Genomic DNA, 18,591 nt, shown 5'->3' on the forward strand with positions numbered 1-18,591 from the left:
CACACATGCCGCCGTGCCGCAAAATCCTTGTGGAATGATGTTCCAGTTTTATTTTAACACTACATTCAAGGATCACCATGCATATCGCCATCATCGGCGCGGGGCTGGGCGGGCTGATGCTCGCCCGCGTGCTGCACGTCCACGGCATCGCCGCCGCCATCTATGAAGCGGACGCTTCGCCGCAGGCGCGCCGCCAGGGCGGTATGCTCGACATTCATGAGGACACGGGCCAGCAAGCGCTGCGGGCGGCCGGCCTGCATGAGGTCTTCCGCCCCCTCATCCATACAGGTGGCGAAGCGAGCCGCGTGCTCGACCAGCACGGGACGGTCTTGCTCGACGAAGGGGACGATGGCACGGGTGGCCGTCCCGAAGTGCCGCGCGGCGAGCTGCGCCGCATCCTGCTCGAGTCCCTGCCCGCCGGCACGGTGCGCTGGGGACATAAGCTGACAGGCTTGGCGACACTGGATGGTGGCCGGCACAGGCTGGGTTTTGCGAATGGCGCCACGGCCACCGCCGACCTGCTGGTCGGCGCGGACGGCGCCTGGTCGAAGGTGCGGCCTCTGCTCTCCAGCGCCCAGCCCGCGTATAGCGGCATTGCCTTCATTGAAACGTATCTGCTCGACAGCGACCGCCGCCACCCGGCCAGCGCGCACGCCGTGGGCGCCGGCGCCCTGTTCGCGCTGGCGCCCGGCAAGGGCATCCAGGCCCACCGCGAAGCCGATGGCGTGCTGCATGCCTACGTGGCCCTGAGCAAACCGGAAGCCTGGTTGGCTGACATCGATTTTGCCAATCCCGCCGCCGCCCGGGCCCGCATCGCCGCGCAATTTTCCGGCTGGGCGCCGGCGCTGACGGCCCTGATCACGGACGCCGACACGCCGCCCGTGCCCCGTCCCGTGCACTTGCTGCCCGTCGATCACCGCTGGCAGCGCGTGGCGGGCGCGACCTTGCTGGGCGACGCAGCCCATCTGATGGCGCCGGCCGGCGAAGGGGCGAATCTCGCCATGTTCGATGGCGCCGAACTGGCGCAGGTGCTTGCCGCGCAGCCGGACGACATGGAAACGGCCCTGCTGGCTTATGAAACGGCGCTGTTTGCGCGCAGCAGCGCGGCGGCGGCCGAGTCCGAGCGCATCCTTCGCCTGTGCTTTGCCGACGACGCGCCGCACAGCCTGGTGCGGTTCTTTGCCGGCATGCAAGACAGTGGCCCGGCGCGCGAAGTGCAGGTGGCGGCGCCTGAGCCCCACGCCAGCGGCGTTTATCGGGGATAATACGTCTTTCCCCATTCCAAGCAGCCGCGCCACGATGAAATACCCTGCAGTTCAGCCTTTCAGCGACATCCTGCCCAGCTTGAGCGAGTTCGATGCCATCATCGACGTGCGCAGCCCGTCCGAGTTCGCGGAAGACCACTTGCCGGGCGCCATCAACCTGCCCGTGCTGGACGACGAGCAGCGCGTGCGCGTGGGCACCTTATATAAGCAGACCAGTGCCTTCGAAGCGAAGAAGCTGGGCGCGGCGCTGATCGCGAAAAATATCGCGCGGCATATCGAAGACGGTTTTCTCGGCCACCCGCAGCATTGGAAGCCACTGGTTTACTGCTGGCGCGGCGGCAACCGCAGCGGCGCCATGGCGCACATCCTGGCGCGCATCGGCTGGCCCGTCACGCAGTTAGAGGGCGGCTACAAGGATTACCGGCGCCACGTGAACGCCGAGCTGGCCACCCTGCCCGAACGTTTCGACTTCATCAACGTGCTGTGCGGCCCCACGGGCAGCGGCAAGAGCCGTTTGCTGCAAGTGCTGGACAGGCAAGGCGCGCAAGTGATCGATCTGGAAGACCTGGCGGCCCACCGCGGCTCCGTGCTGGGCGGCTTGCCGGAGGAAGACCAGCCATCGCAAAAAGCGTTTGAAAGCGTGCTGTGGCAGCAGTTGCGCCATTTCGACCCCGCGCTGCCCGTCTTCATCGAGTCCGAAAGCAAGAAGGTAGGCCGTTTGCGCGTGCCCGATGCGCTGATGGACAAGATGCGCGCGGCCGACTGCACGGACGTGCGCCTGGACATCGGGGAGCGCGTGCAATTGCTGATGCAGGACTATGCGCATTTCGTCGGCGACCCGGCGCGCCTGAACGTGCAGCTGGCCCTGTTGACGCAGCTGCACGGCAAGGAAAAAATTGCCCACTGGCAGCAGCTGGCCACGGCTGGCCGCATGGCCGAGCTGGTGGAAGAACTGCTGGTGCAGCATTACGACCCCGTCTACCGGCAATCGATCGCCCGCAACTTCAGCCGCTATGCCCAGGCAACGCCGCTGGTCTTGCCCGACATTTCAGAACATGCCTTTGAGCAAGCCGCGCGCGCATTATGTGCTATCGTCGGCGAACACCGTACCGCCAGCGCCGCGTAAGCGCTGGCGCAGCTTTTAATGACCTTTTCCAGCAGGATGACGACCATGTCCGATACCGCAGCACCATCCAATACACCCATTCGATTGACCGAATATGCCCATGGCGGCGGCTGCGGCTGCAAGATTGCGCCGGGCGTGCTGGCCGACATTTTAAAGGGCAGCGGCGGCTTTCCCCTGCCGAAGGAATTGCTGGTCGGTATAGAAACCTCGGATGACGCGGCCGTCTACCAGCTCAACGACGAGCAGGCGCTGATCGCCACGACGGATTTCTTCATGCCCATCGTCGACGACCCGTTCGACTTCGGCCGCATCGCCGCCACCAACGCCATTTCCGACGTGTACGCGATGGGCGGCACGCCCATCATGGCGCTGGCCCTGGTCGGCATGCCGATCAACAAGCTGCCCGTGGAAACCATCGGCCTCATCTTGAAAGGCGGCGAAACCATCTGCGCCCAGGCCGGCATCCCCATCGCGGGCGGCCACACCATCGATTCCGTCGAGCCGATCTATGGCCTGGTCGTGCTGGGCCTCGTGCACCCGTCGCAGGTGAAACGCAACGCGGGCGCGCGCGCCGGCGATAAACTGGTACTGGGCAAGCCGATCGGCGTGGGCATCTTGTCGGCCGCGCTGAAGAAGAATGCGCTGGACGCGGGCGGTTACGCCTCGCTGATAGCCAACACCACCAAATTGAATACCCCGGGCAAGAAGCTGGCCCTGCTGGACGGCGTGCATGCGCTGACGGACGTGACGGGCTTCGGCTTGCTGGGCCATACGCTGGAACTGGCGCGCGGCGCCAAGTTGCAGGCGCGCATCGCCATGGCTTCCGTGCCGCTGCTGCCGCAAGTGCAGCAACTGGCGCAAAATGGCAACATCACGGGCGCCTCCGGCCGCAACTGGCAGGGCTACGGCGCGCAAGTGGCGCTGGACGACAGCCTGAGCGCCATCGACAAGGCGATCCTGACGGACCCGCAAACGGCCGGCCCCCTGCTGGTAGCGTGTGCGCCGGAAGCCGTCGAACAAGTGCTGGCGATTTTCCGCGCCGAAGGCTTTGCCGACGCCGTCGTCATCGGCGAGATGCAGGAAGGTACGACCGGGGTTTCCGTAATCTAATGAATATTTTTTGCAAAGGCAGTCCCATGACCACATTCTCCAACTCATTTTCCAACTCATTTTCCAAATTCCCCGCCATCCTGGCCACCGTCGCCGCCACCCTGGCCATCCACAGCGGCCTGGCGCAGGCGCAGCAAGTGTTGCGCGTGTCCGCCATTCCCGATGAAGCGCCGACGGAATTGCAGCGCAAGTTCAAGCCGCTGGGCAGCTATCTGGAGAAAAAGCTGGGCATGAAGGTGGAATTCACGCCTGTCACCGATTACGCGGCCTCCGTGGAAGGCTTGATCAATAACAAGCTCGACATGGTCTGGTTCGGCGGTTTTACCTTCGTGCAAGCGAACGTGCGCAGCGGCGGCAAGATCGTCCCGCTGGTGCAGCGCGAAGAAGACACGAAGTTCCGCTCCGTGTTTGTGACCACCAGCAAGGACATCAACCAGTTGTCCGACCTGAAAGGCAAGAATTTCACGTTCGGCTCGGAATCGTCGACGTCCGGCCACTTGATGCCCCGCTACTACTTGCTGGCCGCCAAGATCAATCCGGACACGGACATGAAGCGCATCGCGTTTTCCGGCGCGCATGACGCCACCGTGGCGGCAGTGGCCGGCGGCAAGGTCGACGCGGGCACCTTGAACATTTCCGTATGGGAAAAGCTCGTGGAAGCGAAAAAAGTCGATCCAAGCAAGGTGCGCGTGTTCTACACGACACCGGGCTACTACGACTACAACTGGAGCGTGCGCGCCGACATGAACCCCGTCGTGCGCAAAAAGCTGACGGACGCCTTCCTGGCGCTGGACCCAGCGACGGCCGAAGGCAAGGAAATCCTCGAACTGCAGCGTGCCACCAAGTTCATCCCGACCAAGGCCGAGAACTACAAGGATATCGAAGCGGCTGCGCGCGATGCGAAGTTGTTGAAGTAACTTGCATCGACGCGTTTTACCGTAGGTCGGATTAGCGGCGAAGCCGCGTAATCCGACACAGGCAATAATGCCAACAATGTTGTCGGATTACGGCCTGCGGCCTAATCCGACCTACCGATTTCTCAAGCATGACATTCCAACTTCACAAGGTCAGCGTCCACCACGCGGGCGCCGCCGGCAATGCGCTGGCCCTGCGCGACTTGGACCTGGACGTGGCCCAGGGTGAGCAGATCGCCCTGATCGGCCCGTCCGGCGCCGGCAAGACCAGCTTGCTGCACACGCTGGCGTGCGCGCTGCGCCCCGAATCGGGCAGCTTGCGCATCCTCGGTACTTCTCCGTGGCAAATCGGCAGTGCCGAGCGCCATGCCTTGCGCGCGCGCCTGTTCCTGGCGCCGCAAACGCCGCCCTTGCCGCCGCGCCAGCGCGTCGTCAACGCCGTGCTGGCGGGACGCTTGCCGCAATGGAGCTTGTGGACGGCCATCCGGTCGCTGCTGGCGCCCGTCGACCCGCGCGCCGCGTGGCTAGCCCTGGGCAAGTTCAACCTGCAGGACAAACTGTACGCGCGTGTCGACCGCCTGTCCGGCGGCGAACGCCAGCGCTGCGGCATGGCGCGCGCGCTGGTGTCGGATGCGGAAGTCTTCCTCGTCGACGAACCCCTGTCCGCGCTCGACCCCACACTCGCTTTGCAGACAATCAATGTGCTGCAGGCCGAAGCGCAGGCGCGCAACGCCACGCTGATCTGCAGCCTGCACCAGGTGGAAATCGCCCGCGCCTGCTTTACGCGCATCGTCGCCCTGCGCGATGGCAAGATCGTCTTCGACCTGCCTGGCGCCCAGGTCAGCGACGCCATGATCGCCGAGCTGTACCGCAACAAGGCCGATCCCGCGCCGCAGTTCGAGGCTGTGGACACGAATCTGGATGCCGCGAGGCCCCTTTGCTGAAGAGCACCGCCATCCCCCGCGACCCCGCCTGGCGCGGCCGCCTGACCGGCGCCGCCATCGTGCTGCTCGTGCTGTGGCCGATGCTGGTGCAGGCCGAGTTCAAGCCATGGATACTATGGGATGCGCAAAGCCTGGCAGCCACCTGGCAGTTCATCGCCAGCTTCGTGCCGCCGGCCCACTCGCTGGAATTCCTGCAACTGGTGGCCATTTCCAGTTGGGAAACCATCGCCATGGCCACGGCCGGCATGGCGCTGGCCATGCTGGGCGCCATCCCGCTGACCTTGCTGGTGACGGAGTGCCTGTCGGTCTCGCGCATCGGCAGCGGCCAGGTGTCGCCCCTGGCCGCCGGCGTGCGCCACGCAGTCCGTGCGCTGCTGGTGCTGCTGCGCAGCGTGCCTGAACTGGTCTGGGCCTTGTTGCTGGTGCGCATAGTCGGCTTGGGACCGACGGCGGGCGTCATCGCCATTGCCCTCACCTATTGCGGCATGCTGGGCAAGGTGTACGCGGAAATCCTCGAATCGTCGGATGCGTCCGCCTGCAACGCCCTGCTCCACAATGGCAGCGGCAGATTGAAGGCCTTGCTGTACGGCGCCTTGCCCGAATCGGCCGCCGAACTGGTGTCGTACACGATTTACCGCTGGGAATGCGCGATCCGCGGCTCCGTCGTCATGGGCTTTGTCGGAGCGGGCGGCCTGGGCCAGCGCATGGATGAATCGATGAAGATGATGGCGGGCAGCGAACTGGCCACCATGCTGATGGTCTTCGTGCTGCTGGTGGCGGGCGCCGACGCTGTGTCCGCCATGCTGCGCCGGAGGCTGGCATGAAGAGCGACACGGCCATGCTGCCGGTTCCCCCTCGCGTGCGCTGGTCCACCTGGGCCTTGCTGGCCGGACTATTGCTGCTGGTCGTCGCCAGCTTCGCCACCCTGCCCCTGAAATGGGACGAGTTCTTCAGTGCCGACGCCGTGCGCACCACGGCCGATTTCCTGCACGGTTTCGCCCCGCCGGAGCTGTCCAGCCCCTTCCTCATGAAAGTGGGCGTGGCCACGTTCGAAACGCTGGCCATGTCGGCCATCGGCACGGTGATCGCGGCCGTCCTGGGCGCGCTGCTGGCCCTGCCCGCCAGCGGGCGTTTCGGCAATGTGGCGCGCAACGCGACGCGTGGCGTGTTGAATGTGCTGCGCTCGATCCCGGAACTGGTGTGGGCGTCGATCCTGCTGATCGCCGCCGGCCTGGGCCCGTTCGCCGGCACCCTGGCCCTGGCCCTGCATACGGTGGGCGTGCTGGGCCGCTTGTTTGCCGACGCCTTCGAGAATTGCCCGCCCCTGCCGGCGGCCACCTTGCGCATCAATGGCGCGCGCCCCGCCGTGGCCTTCCTGTACGCAACCTTGCCGCAATGCAGCCCGCAAATGATGTCCTACACCTTGTACCGCTGGGAAAACAATATCCGCGCCGCCGCCATCCTCGGCGTCGTCGGCGCGGGCGGCCTGGGGCAAATGCTGAAATACCATCTGTCGCTGTTCCAGATGCAGAACGCCGCCACTGTCATCATCGCCATGCTGCTGATGGTGGCCGCCGTCGATGGCCTCAGCTACCTGCTGCGCCGCGCCATGACCCGTTAAATTTAACTTTTCACAAGGAACGCCCATGTCAGGCTGGTGGACCATTATCTCGACAGAAACGCCGGAGCAGATAGCCGATATGACGAAAGTCAACAAGGACGCATTTCTCGCCACCTGGGAAGCAGGCCTGTTCGGCGCCGACTGGATCGCGCAACTGTGCGCACAAGGCAAGGCGACCCAGCTGGCCTTCAACGGCTTTCCCAACCGCTACACAGCCCTGGCGGACGACATCGTCCCCCTGCTGCAGGCGGGCATCGCCGAAGCGCAGGATGGCGAATTTCCACAGGACCGCCTGACGGGCTGGCCCGGCTGCATTACCGTGCACCGGGAGCGCGTCGCCGCCTGCGTGCCCGGGCAACTGCTGAGCATCGAAGTGTGGGATCAGTCGTAAACAACTGGTGTGCGCACACGCCTTTTAAAAAGAGCTTTGCCGGACGGGGCCTTCAGGATAATCTTGAAGACTGTTCACTACTTTCCAGAGCCGCCATGAAAATCCTCGCTCCCGTATGTCTTGCCGTTGCCTTGTTGACGTCCCTGCCTGCCATGGCGCAGGAAGCGCAGGAAGTGGCGGCCGCTAAAATTGCTGCGGAAAGTTGGCTCAAGCGCATGGATGCGGGCGACGAGGCCGGCACCTGGGACGCCAGCGCCGCATCGCTGCGCAGCGAAATGTCGAAATCAAGCTGGAAGATGGTCATCACGGCCGTGCACTGGCCGCTGGGCGAGTTCAAGTCACGCAAGCTCAAGTCTGCCGCGCTGCAAAAGGCGACGGCTGGCAAACCAGGGCCGGACAAAGTCGTTATCGATTATGTGAGCCAGTACGAAAACAAGGCCAACGTGCAGGAAACCATCACGACGGTACTCGAAAAAGGTTCTAGCTGGAAAGTTTCCGGATATAACATCAACGGCTGATCACCTACCTCGAGGACCGCGTTCCCCACCGTGCAGGCGGACGACAAGCGGCAGCAGCCGCCTTAATGTCCCTGGCATCAAGAGCCGGCGTAGTGCAACCTAAAATGAAAGCATTGCAAGATTGAACAACATTCTCATCCACCCCACCACGGCCAGCGACTGGCCGGCCCTGAAATCCGCGCGCCTGGCCGCCCTGCTCGACGCGCCCACCGCCTTCGGCGCCAGCCACGCCAGCGCCGCCGCTTTTTCGGACGCCGACTGGCAGCAGCGCGCCGTCAGCACGCCGCAGCGCACGTTTTTCCTCGCCTTCGATGGGGAGCAAGCCATCGGCCTCGCTGCGCAAGTCGTGGCCGGCAATGGCGAATGCCATCTGATCGCCATGTGGGTACATCCGGAATATCGGGGCATGGCCGTGGCGCAGGGCCTGGTCGATACCGTCAAACAATGCGCCGTCGGCAACGGCCACACGCGGCTGGTGCTCGACGTGGCGCCGGAGAACACCCGCGCGGCCGCGTTTTACCAGAAACAGGGGTTTGTCTTCTTACCGGAATGGGAAGCGCTGGAAAGCCACCCGCATATCCAGGTACAGAAGATGGAGTGGCTGGCGCCTGCATGAACTCAAGCAATTGGAACAGCCCGAGGATGAACTGTGCTTGACTGGATTTTTTATGCCATCGTCTGGATAGTTCTCCTGTTGATGTATAGCCTGTTAGGAACAGTCATCGAAAAGCTGTTCTATTGGCCGGGCTGGGCAATGCTACGGCTGCTCACGCTGGGCCACTACCCTCCAGCGAGGGGGACTCCTCACAGTCACTTTGCCATCGCGCTGTTTGCTGCGACAGTCATTGCTTCCGGCTTGTTGATGGCATTGACGTAAATACTATTGCGCGTACTGGGGAAATTCAGCGATTTCATACACTCCGTTCATCCAAATTTGCATTCTGTCTTAAACATCTGCCCGTACCTCTGTTTTTTTCTACACTCACGTTTTCATTGATGAGTAGAAAGATAGGGTATGCGTGTAATCAAACAAGCTGGTCTTCTGCTGTGTTTATGCGCCGCCGCGGTGCAGGCTTACGCTGATACGGATCAAGCCGTGGAGCAAGCGGGCCAGGAGGCCGCATCCGTCAATGTCAAAGGCATCCGCGACCCGGACTGGAAACCCTACAGCGCCATGCTCAAGGGAGTGAAACGCTTCGAGGAAAAACATGCGCTGGCGCCTGGCGCCGAATTGCGCTTCATCCTGGAACCGCGCCGTGCCGATGTCGACATGCACGCCATCGCGCTGCGGCTGGAAAGCGACGAGGCTGGCATGGCGATACCGCTAGGGGAGCGCAATATCTTCAGCTTGCCCGTCGAGCCGGGTCCGCTGTATGAGAAGGCCGAGCTGACCGTGAACCGCAAGGCGGGGTCGGTCAGGTGGATACCCTACGTCAGGAGCGCGGCCACCAGCGACACGCTGCGCCGCCTGGGCGACTTACGGCTGGCGTGCGAAGTGCATTGGGCCATCGACAAGGAAACCTTACCTTTCGCCATGCGCACGGCGATGGGCGCACTTGGCGGCCCGTGCAATTTCGTGTCGCAAAAAGGAACCTACAGCTTTTCCGAACCGCGGCGCATTACCGGGGCGACGATCAGTTTCAACGGCAAGAGCGCGCCCGTGCCCTTCAGCGGCTCGTCGTTTACGCCGCCGCTGCGGGAGCAGGACTGGAGCGACGACAGCGTGCTCGAATTGACATTCGACAACGATTAGACGGCGCTGGGGCTATTTGACCCGCTGCTTTTCCAGCTTGCGCGCCAGGGTGCGCCGGTGCATGCCCAACCTTCTCGCCGTTTCCGAGATATTGAAATCCGTCTCGGCCAACATTTCGTGGATGCGCTCCCATTCCAGGGTCTTGATGTTGGTGGCGCGGTTGGTCAGTTCGATATCAGCGTTGCCGGCCACGTGGCCGAAGGCCGCTTCGATGTCGTCCGTGTTCGACGGTTTCGCCAGGTACTGGCAGGCGCCCAGCTTGATCGCTTCGACGGCCGTGCCGATGCTGGCGTAACCGGTCAGCACGACGATCAGCATTTCCGGGTCGTGCTGGTGCAGCATCTGCACGCAGGCCAGGCCCGATGTATTGCCATTCAACTTCAAATCGACGACGGCGTAGTCGGGGCAATGCTGCTCGAGCAAGGCGCTCGCTTCATCGAAATTGGTGGCCAGGATGACCTGGTAGCCGCGCCGCTCGAACGAGCGGCCCAGGGTGCGGGCAAACGCGGCGTCGTCTTCCACGATCAGTAACAGACGGTCATCCTGCATGGTGGTCGCTTTCTCTTTCCAGTTTGATGGCCGCCAGCGGCAAGGCCAGGTGCACCACCGCCCCGCCCTGCACCCTGTTGCGCGCCGTCACCGTGCCGCCCAGGGTACGCGCGACATTGACCACCAGGAACAGCCCGAGGCCGCCGCCGGGCTTGCCCTTGCTGCTTTGGTACGGTTTGCCCAGGTGCGTCAGCATCGATGGCTCGAAGCCGGGGCCCGCATCGGTAATGACCAGGTGCAAGGCGTCCGCTTCGCGCGTCGCTTCGAAGCGCAGCCATTCGGGCGACGCTTCCAGCGCATTGTCGAGCACATTGCAGATGGTTTGTTTCAGGGTCGAATCGAAGACGACGGGCACGTCGTGCTCGATGCGGTTATCGTACTCGAAATCCTGGATCGGGCGGCTGGTGCGCCACTCGTCGACCAGGTCGTTGAGGAAGGTATTGATCGTCGTCTTGACGGACGATTCGCCGCGCGCCTCGCCCGCCGACAGCAAGATGCCGCTGACGATGCTCTTGCAGCGCTGCAACTGCGCCTGCATTTCCGTGATTTCTTCCAGCAATTCGCTGTTCTTGCTCAGCTCAGGCATGCGGCGCCAGTCGCCGAGGATGACGGACAGGGTCGCCAGCGGCGTGCCCAGCTCGTGCGCGGCGCCCGAGGCCAGCAGGCCCATGCGGATGATGTGCTCCTCTTCCGCCGCGCGCTGGCGCAGGTCGGCCACCTTGGCGTCGCCGGCGCGCTGGTTGCGGTTGATGCGCGTGATGAACACCACCAGCAAGGCGGCGTTCAAGATGAAGCAGATCAGCAAGCCTTGCACGTACAGGCTGGAAAAGCCCCGCTCGGGGTCGATCGGCAGGATCAAGGGGCCGGGCAGCAAGGCCAGGCCGGCCAGGCACAGGCTGGTAATTGCCACCATGATCCAGGTCGACCACACTTCCAGCAGGACGGCGCTGAGGATGACTTGCAGTAAGTACAGGAAGGCGAACGGGTTGCTGATGCCGCCGCTCAGGTAGAGCTGGGCCGTCAGCACGGTGACGTCGACCAGCAGAGCGAGGAACAGGGCCGTGTTGGAGACGGGCTGGCGTTCGTGCCAGCGCAAGAGGCTGGCCAGGTTGAAAGCGATGAGGCAGGACAGCACTTCGAGCATATAAGGCACGGGCAAGGCGATGCCCAGCCCGACGCCCACGCCGAAGATCGTGCTGATCTGGCCGATCACGGCCAGCCAGCGCAGCTGGATCAGCAGCTTCATGTTCTGGTGGCCGGCCGGATGTTCCATCTCGGCCGCCACCGCACCGCGCTCTAAGACTTCGCGGTTGGGCAGGATCTCAATCCTGCCCGGCATGGTCGCTTTCTTGCGATTGATCAAGGCCAGCCTTTCGCGCGCGGCGGCGCTTGTCTTCGCGCACGATCCACCACGTGATGCCAGCCACCATCAGGGCTAGCGCAAACCACGTCAAGGCGTAAACCAAATGGTTGTTGTGGAAGGAAATCACGGTCAGGCCGCCGACGGGGGCGTCGCTGGCCGTTTCCGATTTTTCCTTCGCATCGACAAAATATGGCGCCACATTGGTCAGCATGTGCGAGGCGCCGATGGCGGCCACGTCGCGCGAATACCAGTGCTGCGTGGCAGGACTGTTTTCGCGCAGGAAACCGCCGCCCGTCTCGCTGACGCGCAGCAAGCCGTCGACGTGCACGATGCCGGCCGGCGTGCTGGCGGCGATGCCTTCGCGTTTCGGCACGAAGCCGCGGTTGACCAGCACGGTGCTGCCATCAGCCAGGCGCAATGGCGTGATCAGCCAATAACCGCTGCCCAGTGCCGTCGTTGCCTGCACCAGGGTATTGAAAATGGGGAGATACGTTCCGGAGAGTCGCACATGGCGGTATTCATCCGTTTGCTGCGTGACACTGGCCCAGGCTGCGGGTCCAGGTGCGTCCGTTGCGGGCGCATGTACGCGTTGTTCGACGCGCTCGATCAGGTCAAGCTTCCAGAAGAGGCGCTTGACTTGCCAGGTGCCCAGGGCACAGAAACCGGCAAACAAGATCCCCGCCAGCAAGGCCAGTGCATACCGCACGACCATGCCGCGTGGGCCTGGCGCGGCATCTTGCGATGCGGCGCCAGGGGCGCGCTCGGTGTTGCTTGGGCGCGTTTGACTCATCATGGAGCCGTTTTCGTATGCATGTACTCAGGCATCAGATCCGGCATCATGTTGTGGTTCATGTGGTACATGACCCACAGGGAACCGGCCATGGCAATGCCCACGATCATGATCGTGAAGATCAGCGCCATCATGTTCCAGCCGCCTTCGGACTTGGTGTTCATGTGCAGGAAGTACACCATGTGCACGACCACTTGAACAGCCGCGAACGCCAGCAGGACCAGGCCCATGGTGCCCGAGTTGGTGATGGCTTTCGTCATCACCAGCCAGAAAGGAATGGCCGTCAGGATCACCGACAGGATGAAGCCGATGGCATAGCTTTTCAGGCTGCCATGATCGTGATTGTCATGGTGGTGGCTATCGCCGTGTGTGTGGTGGTCGCTCATGGCAGCACTCCCATCAGGTAGACAAAGGTGAAGACGCCGATCCAGATGACGTCCAGGAAGTGCCAGAACAGCGACAGACACATCATGCGACGGCCGTTTTCCGGGGTCAGACCATGCTTGTTCAACTGGAACATCAAGGTCACGAGCCAGATCACGCCGAACGTCACGTGCAAGCCGTGGGTACCGACCAGTGCAAAGAACGACGACAGGAACGCGCTGCGCTGCGGACCGGCGCCTTCGTGGATCAGATGAATGAATTCATACATTTCCAGCGACAGGAAGGCCAGGCCGAACAGGCCCGTGATGCCCAGCCAGACCAGGGTGCTGCGCAATTGCTTGCGCTGCATGGCCAGCATGGCGAAACCGTAGGTGATCGACGACAGCAGCAGCATGGCCGTGTTGACGGCCACCAGCGGCAGGTCGAACAGCGCGGCGCCCGTCGGGCCGTCCGCGTAGCTGCGGCCGACCACGGCGTACGTGGCGAACAGACAGGCGAAGATCAGGCAATCGCTCATCAGGTAGAGCCAGAAACCCAGCAGGCTGCCGTTTTCCGGGTGGTGCTCGCGCACAAAGTAGCTGCGCGTGCTTGGTGCGGCGCCAGCGGCGCCGGTGTTATGGGCGATGGTATCAGACATGGCTGCTCAGCAATTTAGTATAAGCGTCTTCGGTACGGACCACTTCTTCCGCAGGAATGTAGTAATCGCGCTTGTAGTTAAAGGTATGGACGATGATGGTGACCATCATGATCACGAAGCCAATGCTGGCGACGAGCCACATTTGCCAGATCAGGCCAAAACCGACCAGTGCGGACAGTGCGGCGATCACGAAACCAGCCCAGGTGTTCTTCGGCATGTGGATCTTCGTGAAACCGGACGTCGGACGCTGGTAACCGTGTTTCTTCATGTCAGTCCATGCATCGAGTTCGTGCACTTGTGGCGTGAAGGCGAAATTATAGTCTGGCGGTGGCGACGACGTCGACCATTCCAGCGTACGGCCGCCCCATGGGTCGCCGGTCACGTCGCGCAGGGCGTGACGGTTGCGGTAGCTGACATAGAACTGGATCAGCATGGAAGCGATACCCAGTGCGATCGAGACGGCGCCAAACCAGGCGATGATGGTCCAGATTTGCAGCGATGGATCTTCAAAGTGGTTGACACGACGGGTCACGCCCATCAGGCCCAGCACGTACAGCGGCATGAAGGCCAGGTAGAAGCCGACGAACCAGAACCAGAACGAGCACTTGCCCCAGAACGCGTCGAGCTTGTAGCCGAAGGCTTTCGGGTACCAGTAGTTGATCGCAGCGAATACACCGAAGACCACGCCGCCGATAATCACGTTATGGAAGTGGGCGATCAGGAACAGGCTGTTGTGCAATACGAAGTCAGCTGGTGGCACGGCCAGCAGCACGCCGGTCATGCCGCCGATGGTGAAGGTGACCATGAAGCCGATCGTCCACAGCATCGGCAGTTCGAAGCGGATACGGCCGCGGTACATGGTAAACAGCCAGTTGAAGATCTTCGCGCCCGTCGGGATCGAAATGATCATCGTCGTGATGCCGAAGAAGGAGTTGACGCTGGCGCCCGAACCCATGGTGAAGAAGTGATGCAGCCATACCAGGTACGACAGGATCATGATGACGCAGGTGGCGTACACCATCGAAGCGTAGCCGAACAGGCGCTTGCTGCTGAAGGTGGCGACGACTTCCGAGAACACGCCGAACAGTGGCAGGATCAGGATGTACACCTCTGGGTGGCCCCAGATCCAGATCAGGTTGACGTACATCATGGCGTTGCCGCCCAGTTCCGTCGTGAAGAAGTTAAAGCCTGCAACGCGGTCCAGCGACAGCATGGCCAGCACAGCCGTCAGCACCGGGAAAGCGGCGACGATCAGGATGTTGGTGCACAGCGCGGTCCAGGTGAAGACAGGCATTTTCATCCAGGTCATGCCTGGCGCGCGCATCTTGACGATGGTGGCGATCAGATTGACACCGGACAATAGCGTCCCGACCCCGGCAATCTGCAAGGACCAGATGTAATAGTCTACCCCCACGTCCGGACTGCCGACGATGCCCGACAGCGGCGGATAGGCCAGCCAGCCCGTGCGGGCGAATTCGCCGACGAACAGCGAAGCCATGACCAGGGCGGCGCCCATGGTGGTCATCCAGAAGCTGAAGTTGTTAAGGAAAGGGAAAGCCACGTCGCGCGCGCCGATTTGCAGCGGCACCACGTAGTTCATCAGACCCGTCACGAAAGGCATCGCGACGAAGAAGATCATGATCACGCCGTGGGCGGTGAAGATCTGGTCGTAGTGATGCGGTGGCAGGAAGCCGGCATTGTCGCCAAAGGCGACAGCCTGCTGGGTGCGCATCATGAGTGCGTCGGCAAAGCCGCGCAGCAGCATGACGAGGCCCAGGATCATGTACATGATACCGATTTTTTTATGGTCGATACTGGTGATCCAGTCGCGCCACAGGGTACCCCAGACGCGGAAATACGTCAGTGCCGCAACGAGTGCGATACCGCCCAGGGCAACCATGGCAAAGGTCACCAGCAGGATAGGTTCGTGAAATGGAATTGCATCCCAAGTCAGACGGCCAAATATAAGCTTCGTCAGATCAATATGGTCTAGCATTGTTACTCTCAGAGAAAAAAGGGAGGCGCCAGGCAAGCGGCGCCAGTATCTGCAGCGCAATGCGCTGCGGGATTCATGCAGTCGTTACTTGGCTTGAACGCCCTTTTCAACTACTGCATCGCTAGCGACTACTGCCGTTACGGCCGCTACCGGGCTATTTGCCATCGTCAATTTGTATGGCTCGACCGGCGTCACGCACAGGGCGTCGGAAACGATGGTGCGGTTCAGGATTGCCTTGTACAGATCGCTAGGCACGGCGCTGTAGCGGCGGACCGGGTCGCGTTCGCTAGGCTGGGCCAGCGACAGGTAGTCGTCGCGGTTCAGCGCGCCGCCACCGGCACGTGCCGATGCCACCCATTTGTCGAAGTCCGCATCATTCACGCCGTGGAACTTGAAGCGCATGCCCGAGAAACCGGCACCGCTGTAGTTGGCGGAGAAGCCCTTGTAGACGCCAGGCTTGTTGATGACGGCATTCAACTGCGTTTCCATGCCCGGCATGGCGTAGATCTGACCTGCCAGTGCGGGGATGAAGAACGAGTTCATGACGGACGACGCGGTGATCTTGAAGCGGATCGGACGATCGACGGGCGCGTACAGTTCATTCACGGAAGCGATGCCTTGCTCCGGATAGATGAACAGCCATTTCCAGTCCAGCGCCACGACTTCGACGATCATCGGCTTGTGGCTGGCAGGAATCGGACGGTTGGCGTCGATACGGCTCAGCGGACGATAAGGATCGAGGGTGTGGGTGCTGATCCAGGTCAGCAGGCCCAGCACGATGATGATCAGCAGGGGCGCGCCCCAGATGATCAGCTCGAGGCGAGTCGAGTGGTCCCAGTCCGGCTCGTATTTGGCCGCGGTGTTGTTTTTTCTATAGCGCCATGCGAAAAGCAGGGTCAGGGCGATTACCGGAACGATAATCAACAGCATCAGCAATGTCGAGATGACAATCAAATTGCCTTGCTGAACTGCGATGTCACCAGACGCATTCAGTACCACCGTATTGCAACCAGCCAACAATGCGAGAGGTAAAAGAAGCAGTCCGCGACGAACTTTTAATGAAAACATACAGGAAAGTCCAGTACAGGGGATGAAGATATGGTACTGTATTCTCACTGGAGCGCGTTGGCAATTGGACGTTTTGTCCTACCCCTTGCTCGGACTTTCACTGCGTAGACGCGGAGTTTTCCTACGGCTACCTGATGAATAGTCCTACTCCGGGCGTGAGACACCCGGAGTAAGTTACGCGTTGGCCGAACTCGAAACTATATTGGAGACGATCATCATGTCCAGCACGCGCATACACAGCGGGGATGTACCCGCCGACTTTTCCCCCCACTCCCTGCGCGACGCACGCGGGGCCGGCACGGTCGAATCGCATATCGACCCAGGTGAGATCGCCGTCGGCGTGATCATCGGCCGCGCTTCCGAATACTTTGACTTCTTTGTCTACGCCATCGCCTCGGTGCTGGTGTTTCCGCGCGTCTTCTTCCCATTTGAAGAACGCCTGGAAGGTACCTTATATGCATTCCTGATTTTCTCGTTCGCCTTCATCGCCCGTCCCTTCGGCACCGTGATCTTCATGGAGATCCAGCGCCGCATGGGACGCAGCGCCAAGCTGACGATCGCTCTCTTCCTGCTGGGCGTGTCGACGGCCGGCATCGCCTTCCTGCCAACCTATTCGCACCTGGGCTTTGCCGCCATCATCTGGCTGTCCGTGCTGCGCATCGGCCAGGGCGTGGCGTTGGGCGGTTCATGGGATGGCCTGCCATCGCTGCTGGCCTTGAACGCGCCGGAAAACAAGCGCGGCTGGTACGCCATGCTGGGCCAGCTGGGTGCGCCCACCGGCTTCCTGATCGCCGCCGGCCTGTTCTGGTTCATGCTGACCACCCTGACGGATGAAGACTTCCTCGACTGGGGCTGGCGCTATCCGTTCTATGTGGCGTTCGCCATCAACGTGGTGGCCCTGTTTGCCCGCTTGCGCCTGGTGTCGACGAATGAATATGCGCGCCTGCTGGACGAACGCGAACTGCAGCCCGTGAGCGTGTTTGAAATGAGCCGCGGCCAGGGCCGCAACGTGCTGATCGGCGCCCTCGCCGCGCTGGCCAGCTACGCCCTGTTCCACCTGGTGACCGTGTTCCCGCTGTCGTGGATTTCCGTCTACCAGACGCGTTCCGCTTCGGACTTCCTGCAAGTGCAAATGATGGGCGCCGTGCTGGCTGCCATCGGCGTGGTGATTTCCGGCTTGCTGGCCGATAAGGTGGGCCGCCGCACCACCCTGGGCGTGCTGGCCGTGCTGATCGCCATCTTCAGCGCCTTCGTGCCGACCCTGATGGGTGGCGGCAACTTCGGCCAGGACGTCTTCATCCTCGTCGGCTTCAGCCTGCTGGGCTTGTCCTACGGCCAGGCAGCCGGCGCCGTGACGGCCAACTTCCCTGCCCGCTTCCGCTACACGGGCGCGGCATTAACGTCCGACCTGGCCTGGCTGGTCGGCGCCGGCTTCGCCCCGCTGGTGGCGCTGGGCCTGTCGGCCAACTTCGGCCTCGCCTATGTCAGCTTCTACCTGCTGTCAGGCGCCGTCGCCTCGCTGGCCGCCCTGAGCCTGAACCGGGCGCTGGAAATCCGCGACTGACATATATATAGAGGCAAACCGGGTGGCAGCGCGCTGCCACCCGGCCCCCCTCCAAAAAAACGCCGGCTCCGTCCGGCGTTTTTTCATGCCCCGGCCCGTGTCACTGTATCGCCAGCTGCCGCCCACCCGTGCCTTCCTTCTTCGGCAAGTCGAGCAGCAACACGCCATTTTCATAGCGGGCTTGCGCGCCGGCCTCGTCCACTTCATGCTGCAGCACGAAGCTACGGTATTGCTGGCCGTACTCGCGTTCACTGCGCACGACCTTGCCTCCGCCGTCGCGCATCACCCTTTCATTCTTGAGTTCGGCGCTGATGGAGACGCGGTTGCCGTCGATGGAGACCTTGATATCGTCCTTGTTGACGCCTGGAATGTCCGCCTGCACGAGGTAAGCTTGTTCGGTTTCGGCAATGTCGACACGCATGCGTCCATTGCCCACGTCGCGCGCGCGCAAGGCGGGCAACAAAAAGTCGCGCATCATGTCTTCCATGTCGCTGAACGGGTCAAAACGCCCCAAGGGATTGAGCGCATCGCGCTGTATCAAATGATTGGCCATGATGTCCTCCTGCATGGGCTCTGGCTTGCACACGGCGGCCGTCCG

Annotated in this window: 21 protein-coding genes; 13 read left to right on the forward strand and 8 right to left on the reverse strand. The window is 62.2% G+C overall.

All coding sequences use genetic code 11. From position 1 onward, the window contains the following. The first annotated feature begins 77 nt into the window (after positions 1–77). The 12 genes from BLT98_RS01590 (at position 78) to BLT98_RS01645 (ending at position 9,642) form a co-directional block, all read left to right on the forward strand. Positions 78–1,265 carry an FAD-dependent oxidoreductase gene (locus BLT98_RS01590; protein WP_244517346.1) on the forward strand — a complete coding sequence of 396 codons (1,188 nt, stop codon included), beginning with the start codon at positions 78–80 and terminating at the stop codon, positions 1,263–1,265. A gap of 34 nt (positions 1,266–1,299) precedes the next feature. Beyond that, positions 1,300–2,391, forward strand: coding sequence for a tRNA 2-selenouridine(34) synthase MnmH (gene mnmH, locus BLT98_RS01595; protein WP_092604957.1), 1,092 nt, complete (start codon positions 1,300–1,302; stop codon positions 2,389–2,391). A 45-nt stretch (positions 2,392–2,436) separates the two neighbouring features. Further along, positions 2,437–3,501: a selenide, water dikinase SelD gene (gene selD / locus BLT98_RS01600; protein WP_092606747.1), complete on the forward strand. Its 1,065-nt coding sequence runs from the start codon at positions 2,437–2,439 to the stop codon at positions 3,499–3,501. 26 nt (positions 3,502–3,527) lie between these two features. Beyond that, on the forward strand, positions 3,528–4,418 hold the full coding sequence (locus BLT98_RS01605; RefSeq protein ID WP_170846257.1) for a putative selenate ABC transporter substrate-binding protein: 891 nt from the start codon (positions 3,528–3,530) through the stop codon (positions 4,416–4,418). Between the two features lie 128 nt (positions 4,419–4,546). Beyond that, positions 4,547–5,359 (forward strand): phosphonate ABC transporter ATP-binding protein, encoded by an 813-nt coding sequence (locus BLT98_RS01610; protein WP_092604958.1) that lies wholly within the window; start codon positions 4,547–4,549, stop codon positions 5,357–5,359. Then, positions 5,353–6,183, forward strand: a complete 831-nt coding sequence (locus BLT98_RS01615; protein ID WP_092604959.1) for a PhnE/PtxC family ABC transporter permease — start codon at positions 5,353–5,355, stop codon at positions 6,181–6,183. Before BLT98_RS01610 ends, BLT98_RS01615 begins: the two co-directional genes overlap by 7 nt. After that, positions 6,180–6,980 carry a phosphonate ABC transporter, permease protein PhnE gene (gene phnE / locus BLT98_RS01620; protein WP_092604960.1) on the forward strand — a complete coding sequence of 267 codons (801 nt, stop codon included), beginning with the start codon at positions 6,180–6,182 and terminating at the stop codon, positions 6,978–6,980. Before BLT98_RS01615 ends, phnE begins: the two co-directional genes overlap by 4 nt. A gap of 25 nt (positions 6,981–7,005) precedes the next feature. Then, on the forward strand, positions 7,006–7,371 hold the full coding sequence (locus BLT98_RS01625; protein ID WP_139178961.1) for a hypothetical protein: 366 nt from the start codon (positions 7,006–7,008) through the stop codon (positions 7,369–7,371). A 95-nt stretch (positions 7,372–7,466) separates the two neighbouring features. After that, entirely contained in the window at positions 7,467–7,889 is a 423-nt protein-coding gene (locus BLT98_RS01630; RefSeq protein ID WP_070253474.1) for a DUF4019 domain-containing protein, read from the forward strand. Between the two features lie 121 nt (positions 7,890–8,010). Further along, complete coding sequence (locus tag BLT98_RS01635; protein WP_092604962.1) at positions 8,011–8,505, forward strand: GNAT family N-acetyltransferase; 495 nt, start codon at positions 8,011–8,013, stop codon at positions 8,503–8,505. A 33-nt stretch (positions 8,506–8,538) separates the two neighbouring features. Next, complete coding sequence (locus BLT98_RS01640; protein ID WP_211614793.1) at positions 8,539–8,766, forward strand: hypothetical protein; 228 nt, start codon at positions 8,539–8,541, stop codon at positions 8,764–8,766. A gap of 189 nt (positions 8,767–8,955) precedes the next feature. Beyond that, positions 8,956–9,642 carry a hypothetical protein gene (locus tag BLT98_RS01645; RefSeq protein ID WP_092604963.1) on the forward strand — a complete coding sequence of 229 codons (687 nt, stop codon included), beginning with the start codon at positions 8,956–8,958 and terminating at the stop codon, positions 9,640–9,642. 12 nt (positions 9,643–9,654) lie between these two features. On the opposite strand, the gene BLT98_RS01650 is transcribed toward BLT98_RS01645, so the two are convergent. The 7 genes from BLT98_RS01650 to cyoA all read right to left on the reverse strand — a co-directional run bounded on the left by BLT98_RS01650 (position 9,655) and on the right by cyoA (position 16,429). Then, entirely contained in the window at positions 9,655–10,191 is a 537-nt protein-coding gene (locus tag BLT98_RS01650) for a response regulator transcription factor (RefSeq protein WP_034788474.1), read from the reverse strand. Further along, a complete protein-coding gene (locus tag BLT98_RS01655) occupies positions 10,181–11,530 on the reverse strand; it encodes an ATP-binding protein (protein WP_034788477.1) in 1,350 nt (449 codons plus the stop codon). Before BLT98_RS01655 ends, BLT98_RS01650 begins: the two co-directional genes overlap by 11 nt. After that, the gene (locus BLT98_RS01660; RefSeq protein ID WP_092604964.1) at positions 11,514–12,347 is read right to left on the reverse strand and encodes an SURF1 family protein; all 834 of its coding nucleotides are present in this window, start codon (positions 12,345–12,347) and stop codon (positions 11,514–11,516) included. Before BLT98_RS01660 ends, BLT98_RS01655 begins: the two co-directional genes overlap by 17 nt. Continuing rightward, positions 12,344–12,730 (reverse strand): cytochrome o ubiquinol oxidase subunit IV, encoded by a 387-nt coding sequence (gene cyoD, locus BLT98_RS01665; RefSeq protein ID WP_034788483.1) that lies wholly within the window; start codon positions 12,728–12,730, stop codon positions 12,344–12,346. The genes BLT98_RS01660 and cyoD overlap by 4 nt, the downstream gene beginning before the upstream one ends. Further along, positions 12,727–13,365 (reverse strand): cytochrome o ubiquinol oxidase subunit III, encoded by a 639-nt coding sequence (gene cyoC / locus BLT98_RS01670; RefSeq protein WP_034788486.1) that lies wholly within the window; start codon positions 13,363–13,365, stop codon positions 12,727–12,729. The genes cyoD and cyoC overlap by 4 nt, the downstream gene beginning before the upstream one ends. Next, positions 13,358–15,361 (reverse strand): cytochrome o ubiquinol oxidase subunit I, encoded by a 2,004-nt coding sequence (gene cyoB / locus BLT98_RS01675; protein ID WP_070253477.1) that lies wholly within the window; start codon positions 15,359–15,361, stop codon positions 13,358–13,360. Before cyoB ends, cyoC begins: the two co-directional genes overlap by 8 nt. An 84-nt stretch (positions 15,362–15,445) precedes the next feature. After that, positions 15,446–16,429: a ubiquinol oxidase subunit II gene (gene cyoA / locus BLT98_RS01680; protein ID WP_071653323.1), complete on the reverse strand. Its 984-nt coding sequence runs from the start codon at positions 16,427–16,429 to the stop codon at positions 15,446–15,448. A 217-nt stretch (positions 16,430–16,646) separates the two neighbouring features. Between cyoA and BLT98_RS01685 the strand changes: the two genes are divergently transcribed. Beyond that, positions 16,647–17,993, forward strand: a complete 1,347-nt coding sequence (locus BLT98_RS01685) for an MFS transporter (RefSeq protein WP_034784578.1) — start codon at positions 16,647–16,649, stop codon at positions 17,991–17,993. Positions 17,994–18,093: 100 nt separating this feature from the next. On the opposite strand, the gene BLT98_RS01690 is transcribed toward BLT98_RS01685, so the two are convergent. Beyond that, entirely contained in the window at positions 18,094–18,546 is a 453-nt protein-coding gene (locus tag BLT98_RS01690; protein WP_092606756.1) for an Hsp20/alpha crystallin family protein, read from the reverse strand. Positions 18,547–18,591: the final 45 nt, after the last annotated feature.

The sequence above is a fragment of the Janthinobacterium sp. YR213 genome (assembly GCF_900099875.1).
GTDB classification, from domain to species: domain Bacteria; phylum Pseudomonadota; class Gammaproteobacteria; order Burkholderiales; family Burkholderiaceae_D; genus Janthinobacterium; species Janthinobacterium lividum.

Excerpts from the sequence above, each read along its gene's own strand:
- BLT98_RS01605 (WP_170846257.1), top strand. The coding sequence starts at position 3,528 with ATGACCACATTCTCCAACTCATTTTCCAACTCATTTTCCAAATTCCCC.
- cyoD (WP_034788483.1), bottom strand. The coding sequence starts at position 12,730 with ATGAGCGACCACCACACACACGGCGATAGCCACCACCATGACAATCAC.
- BLT98_RS01630 (WP_070253474.1), top strand. The coding sequence starts at position 7,467 with ATGAAAATCCTCGCTCCCGTATGTCTTGCCGTTGCCTTGTTGACGTCC.
- phnE (WP_092604960.1), top strand. The coding sequence starts at position 6,180 with ATGAAGAGCGACACGGCCATGCTGCCGGTTCCCCCTCGCGTGCGCTGG.
- BLT98_RS01650 (WP_034788474.1), bottom strand. The coding sequence starts at position 10,191 with ATGCAGGATGACCGTCTGTTACTGATCGTGGAAGACGACGCCGCGTTT.
- BLT98_RS01660 (WP_092604964.1), bottom strand. The coding sequence starts at position 12,347 with ATGATGAGTCAAACGCGCCCAAGCAACACCGAGCGCGCCCCTGGCGCC.
- cyoC (WP_034788486.1), bottom strand. The coding sequence starts at position 13,365 with ATGTCTGATACCATCGCCCATAACACCGGCGCCGCTGGCGCCGCACCA.
- BLT98_RS01610 (WP_092604958.1), top strand. The coding sequence starts at position 4,547 with ATGACATTCCAACTTCACAAGGTCAGCGTCCACCACGCGGGCGCCGCC.
- cyoB (WP_070253477.1), bottom strand. The coding sequence starts at position 15,361 with ATGCTAGACCATATTGATCTGACGAAGCTTATATTTGGCCGTCTGACT.
- mnmH (WP_092604957.1), top strand. The coding sequence starts at position 1,300 with ATGAAATACCCTGCAGTTCAGCCTTTCAGCGACATCCTGCCCAGCTTG.
- BLT98_RS01690 (WP_092606756.1), bottom strand. The coding sequence starts at position 18,546 with ATGGCCAATCATTTGATACAGCGCGATGCGCTCAATCCCTTGGGGCGT.
- cyoA (WP_071653323.1), bottom strand. The coding sequence starts at position 16,429 with ATGTTTTCATTAAAAGTTCGTCGCGGACTGCTTCTTTTACCTCTCGCA.
- BLT98_RS01685 (WP_034784578.1), top strand. The coding sequence starts at position 16,647 with ATGTCCAGCACGCGCATACACAGCGGGGATGTACCCGCCGACTTTTCC.
- selD (WP_092606747.1), top strand. The coding sequence starts at position 2,437 with ATGTCCGATACCGCAGCACCATCCAATACACCCATTCGATTGACCGAA.
- BLT98_RS01625 (WP_139178961.1), top strand. The coding sequence starts at position 7,006 with ATGTCAGGCTGGTGGACCATTATCTCGACAGAAACGCCGGAGCAGATA.
- BLT98_RS01655 (WP_034788477.1), bottom strand. The coding sequence starts at position 11,530 with ATGCCGGGCAGGATTGAGATCCTGCCCAACCGCGAAGTCTTAGAGCGC.
- BLT98_RS01590 (WP_244517346.1), top strand. The coding sequence starts at position 78 with ATGCATATCGCCATCATCGGCGCGGGGCTGGGCGGGCTGATGCTCGCC.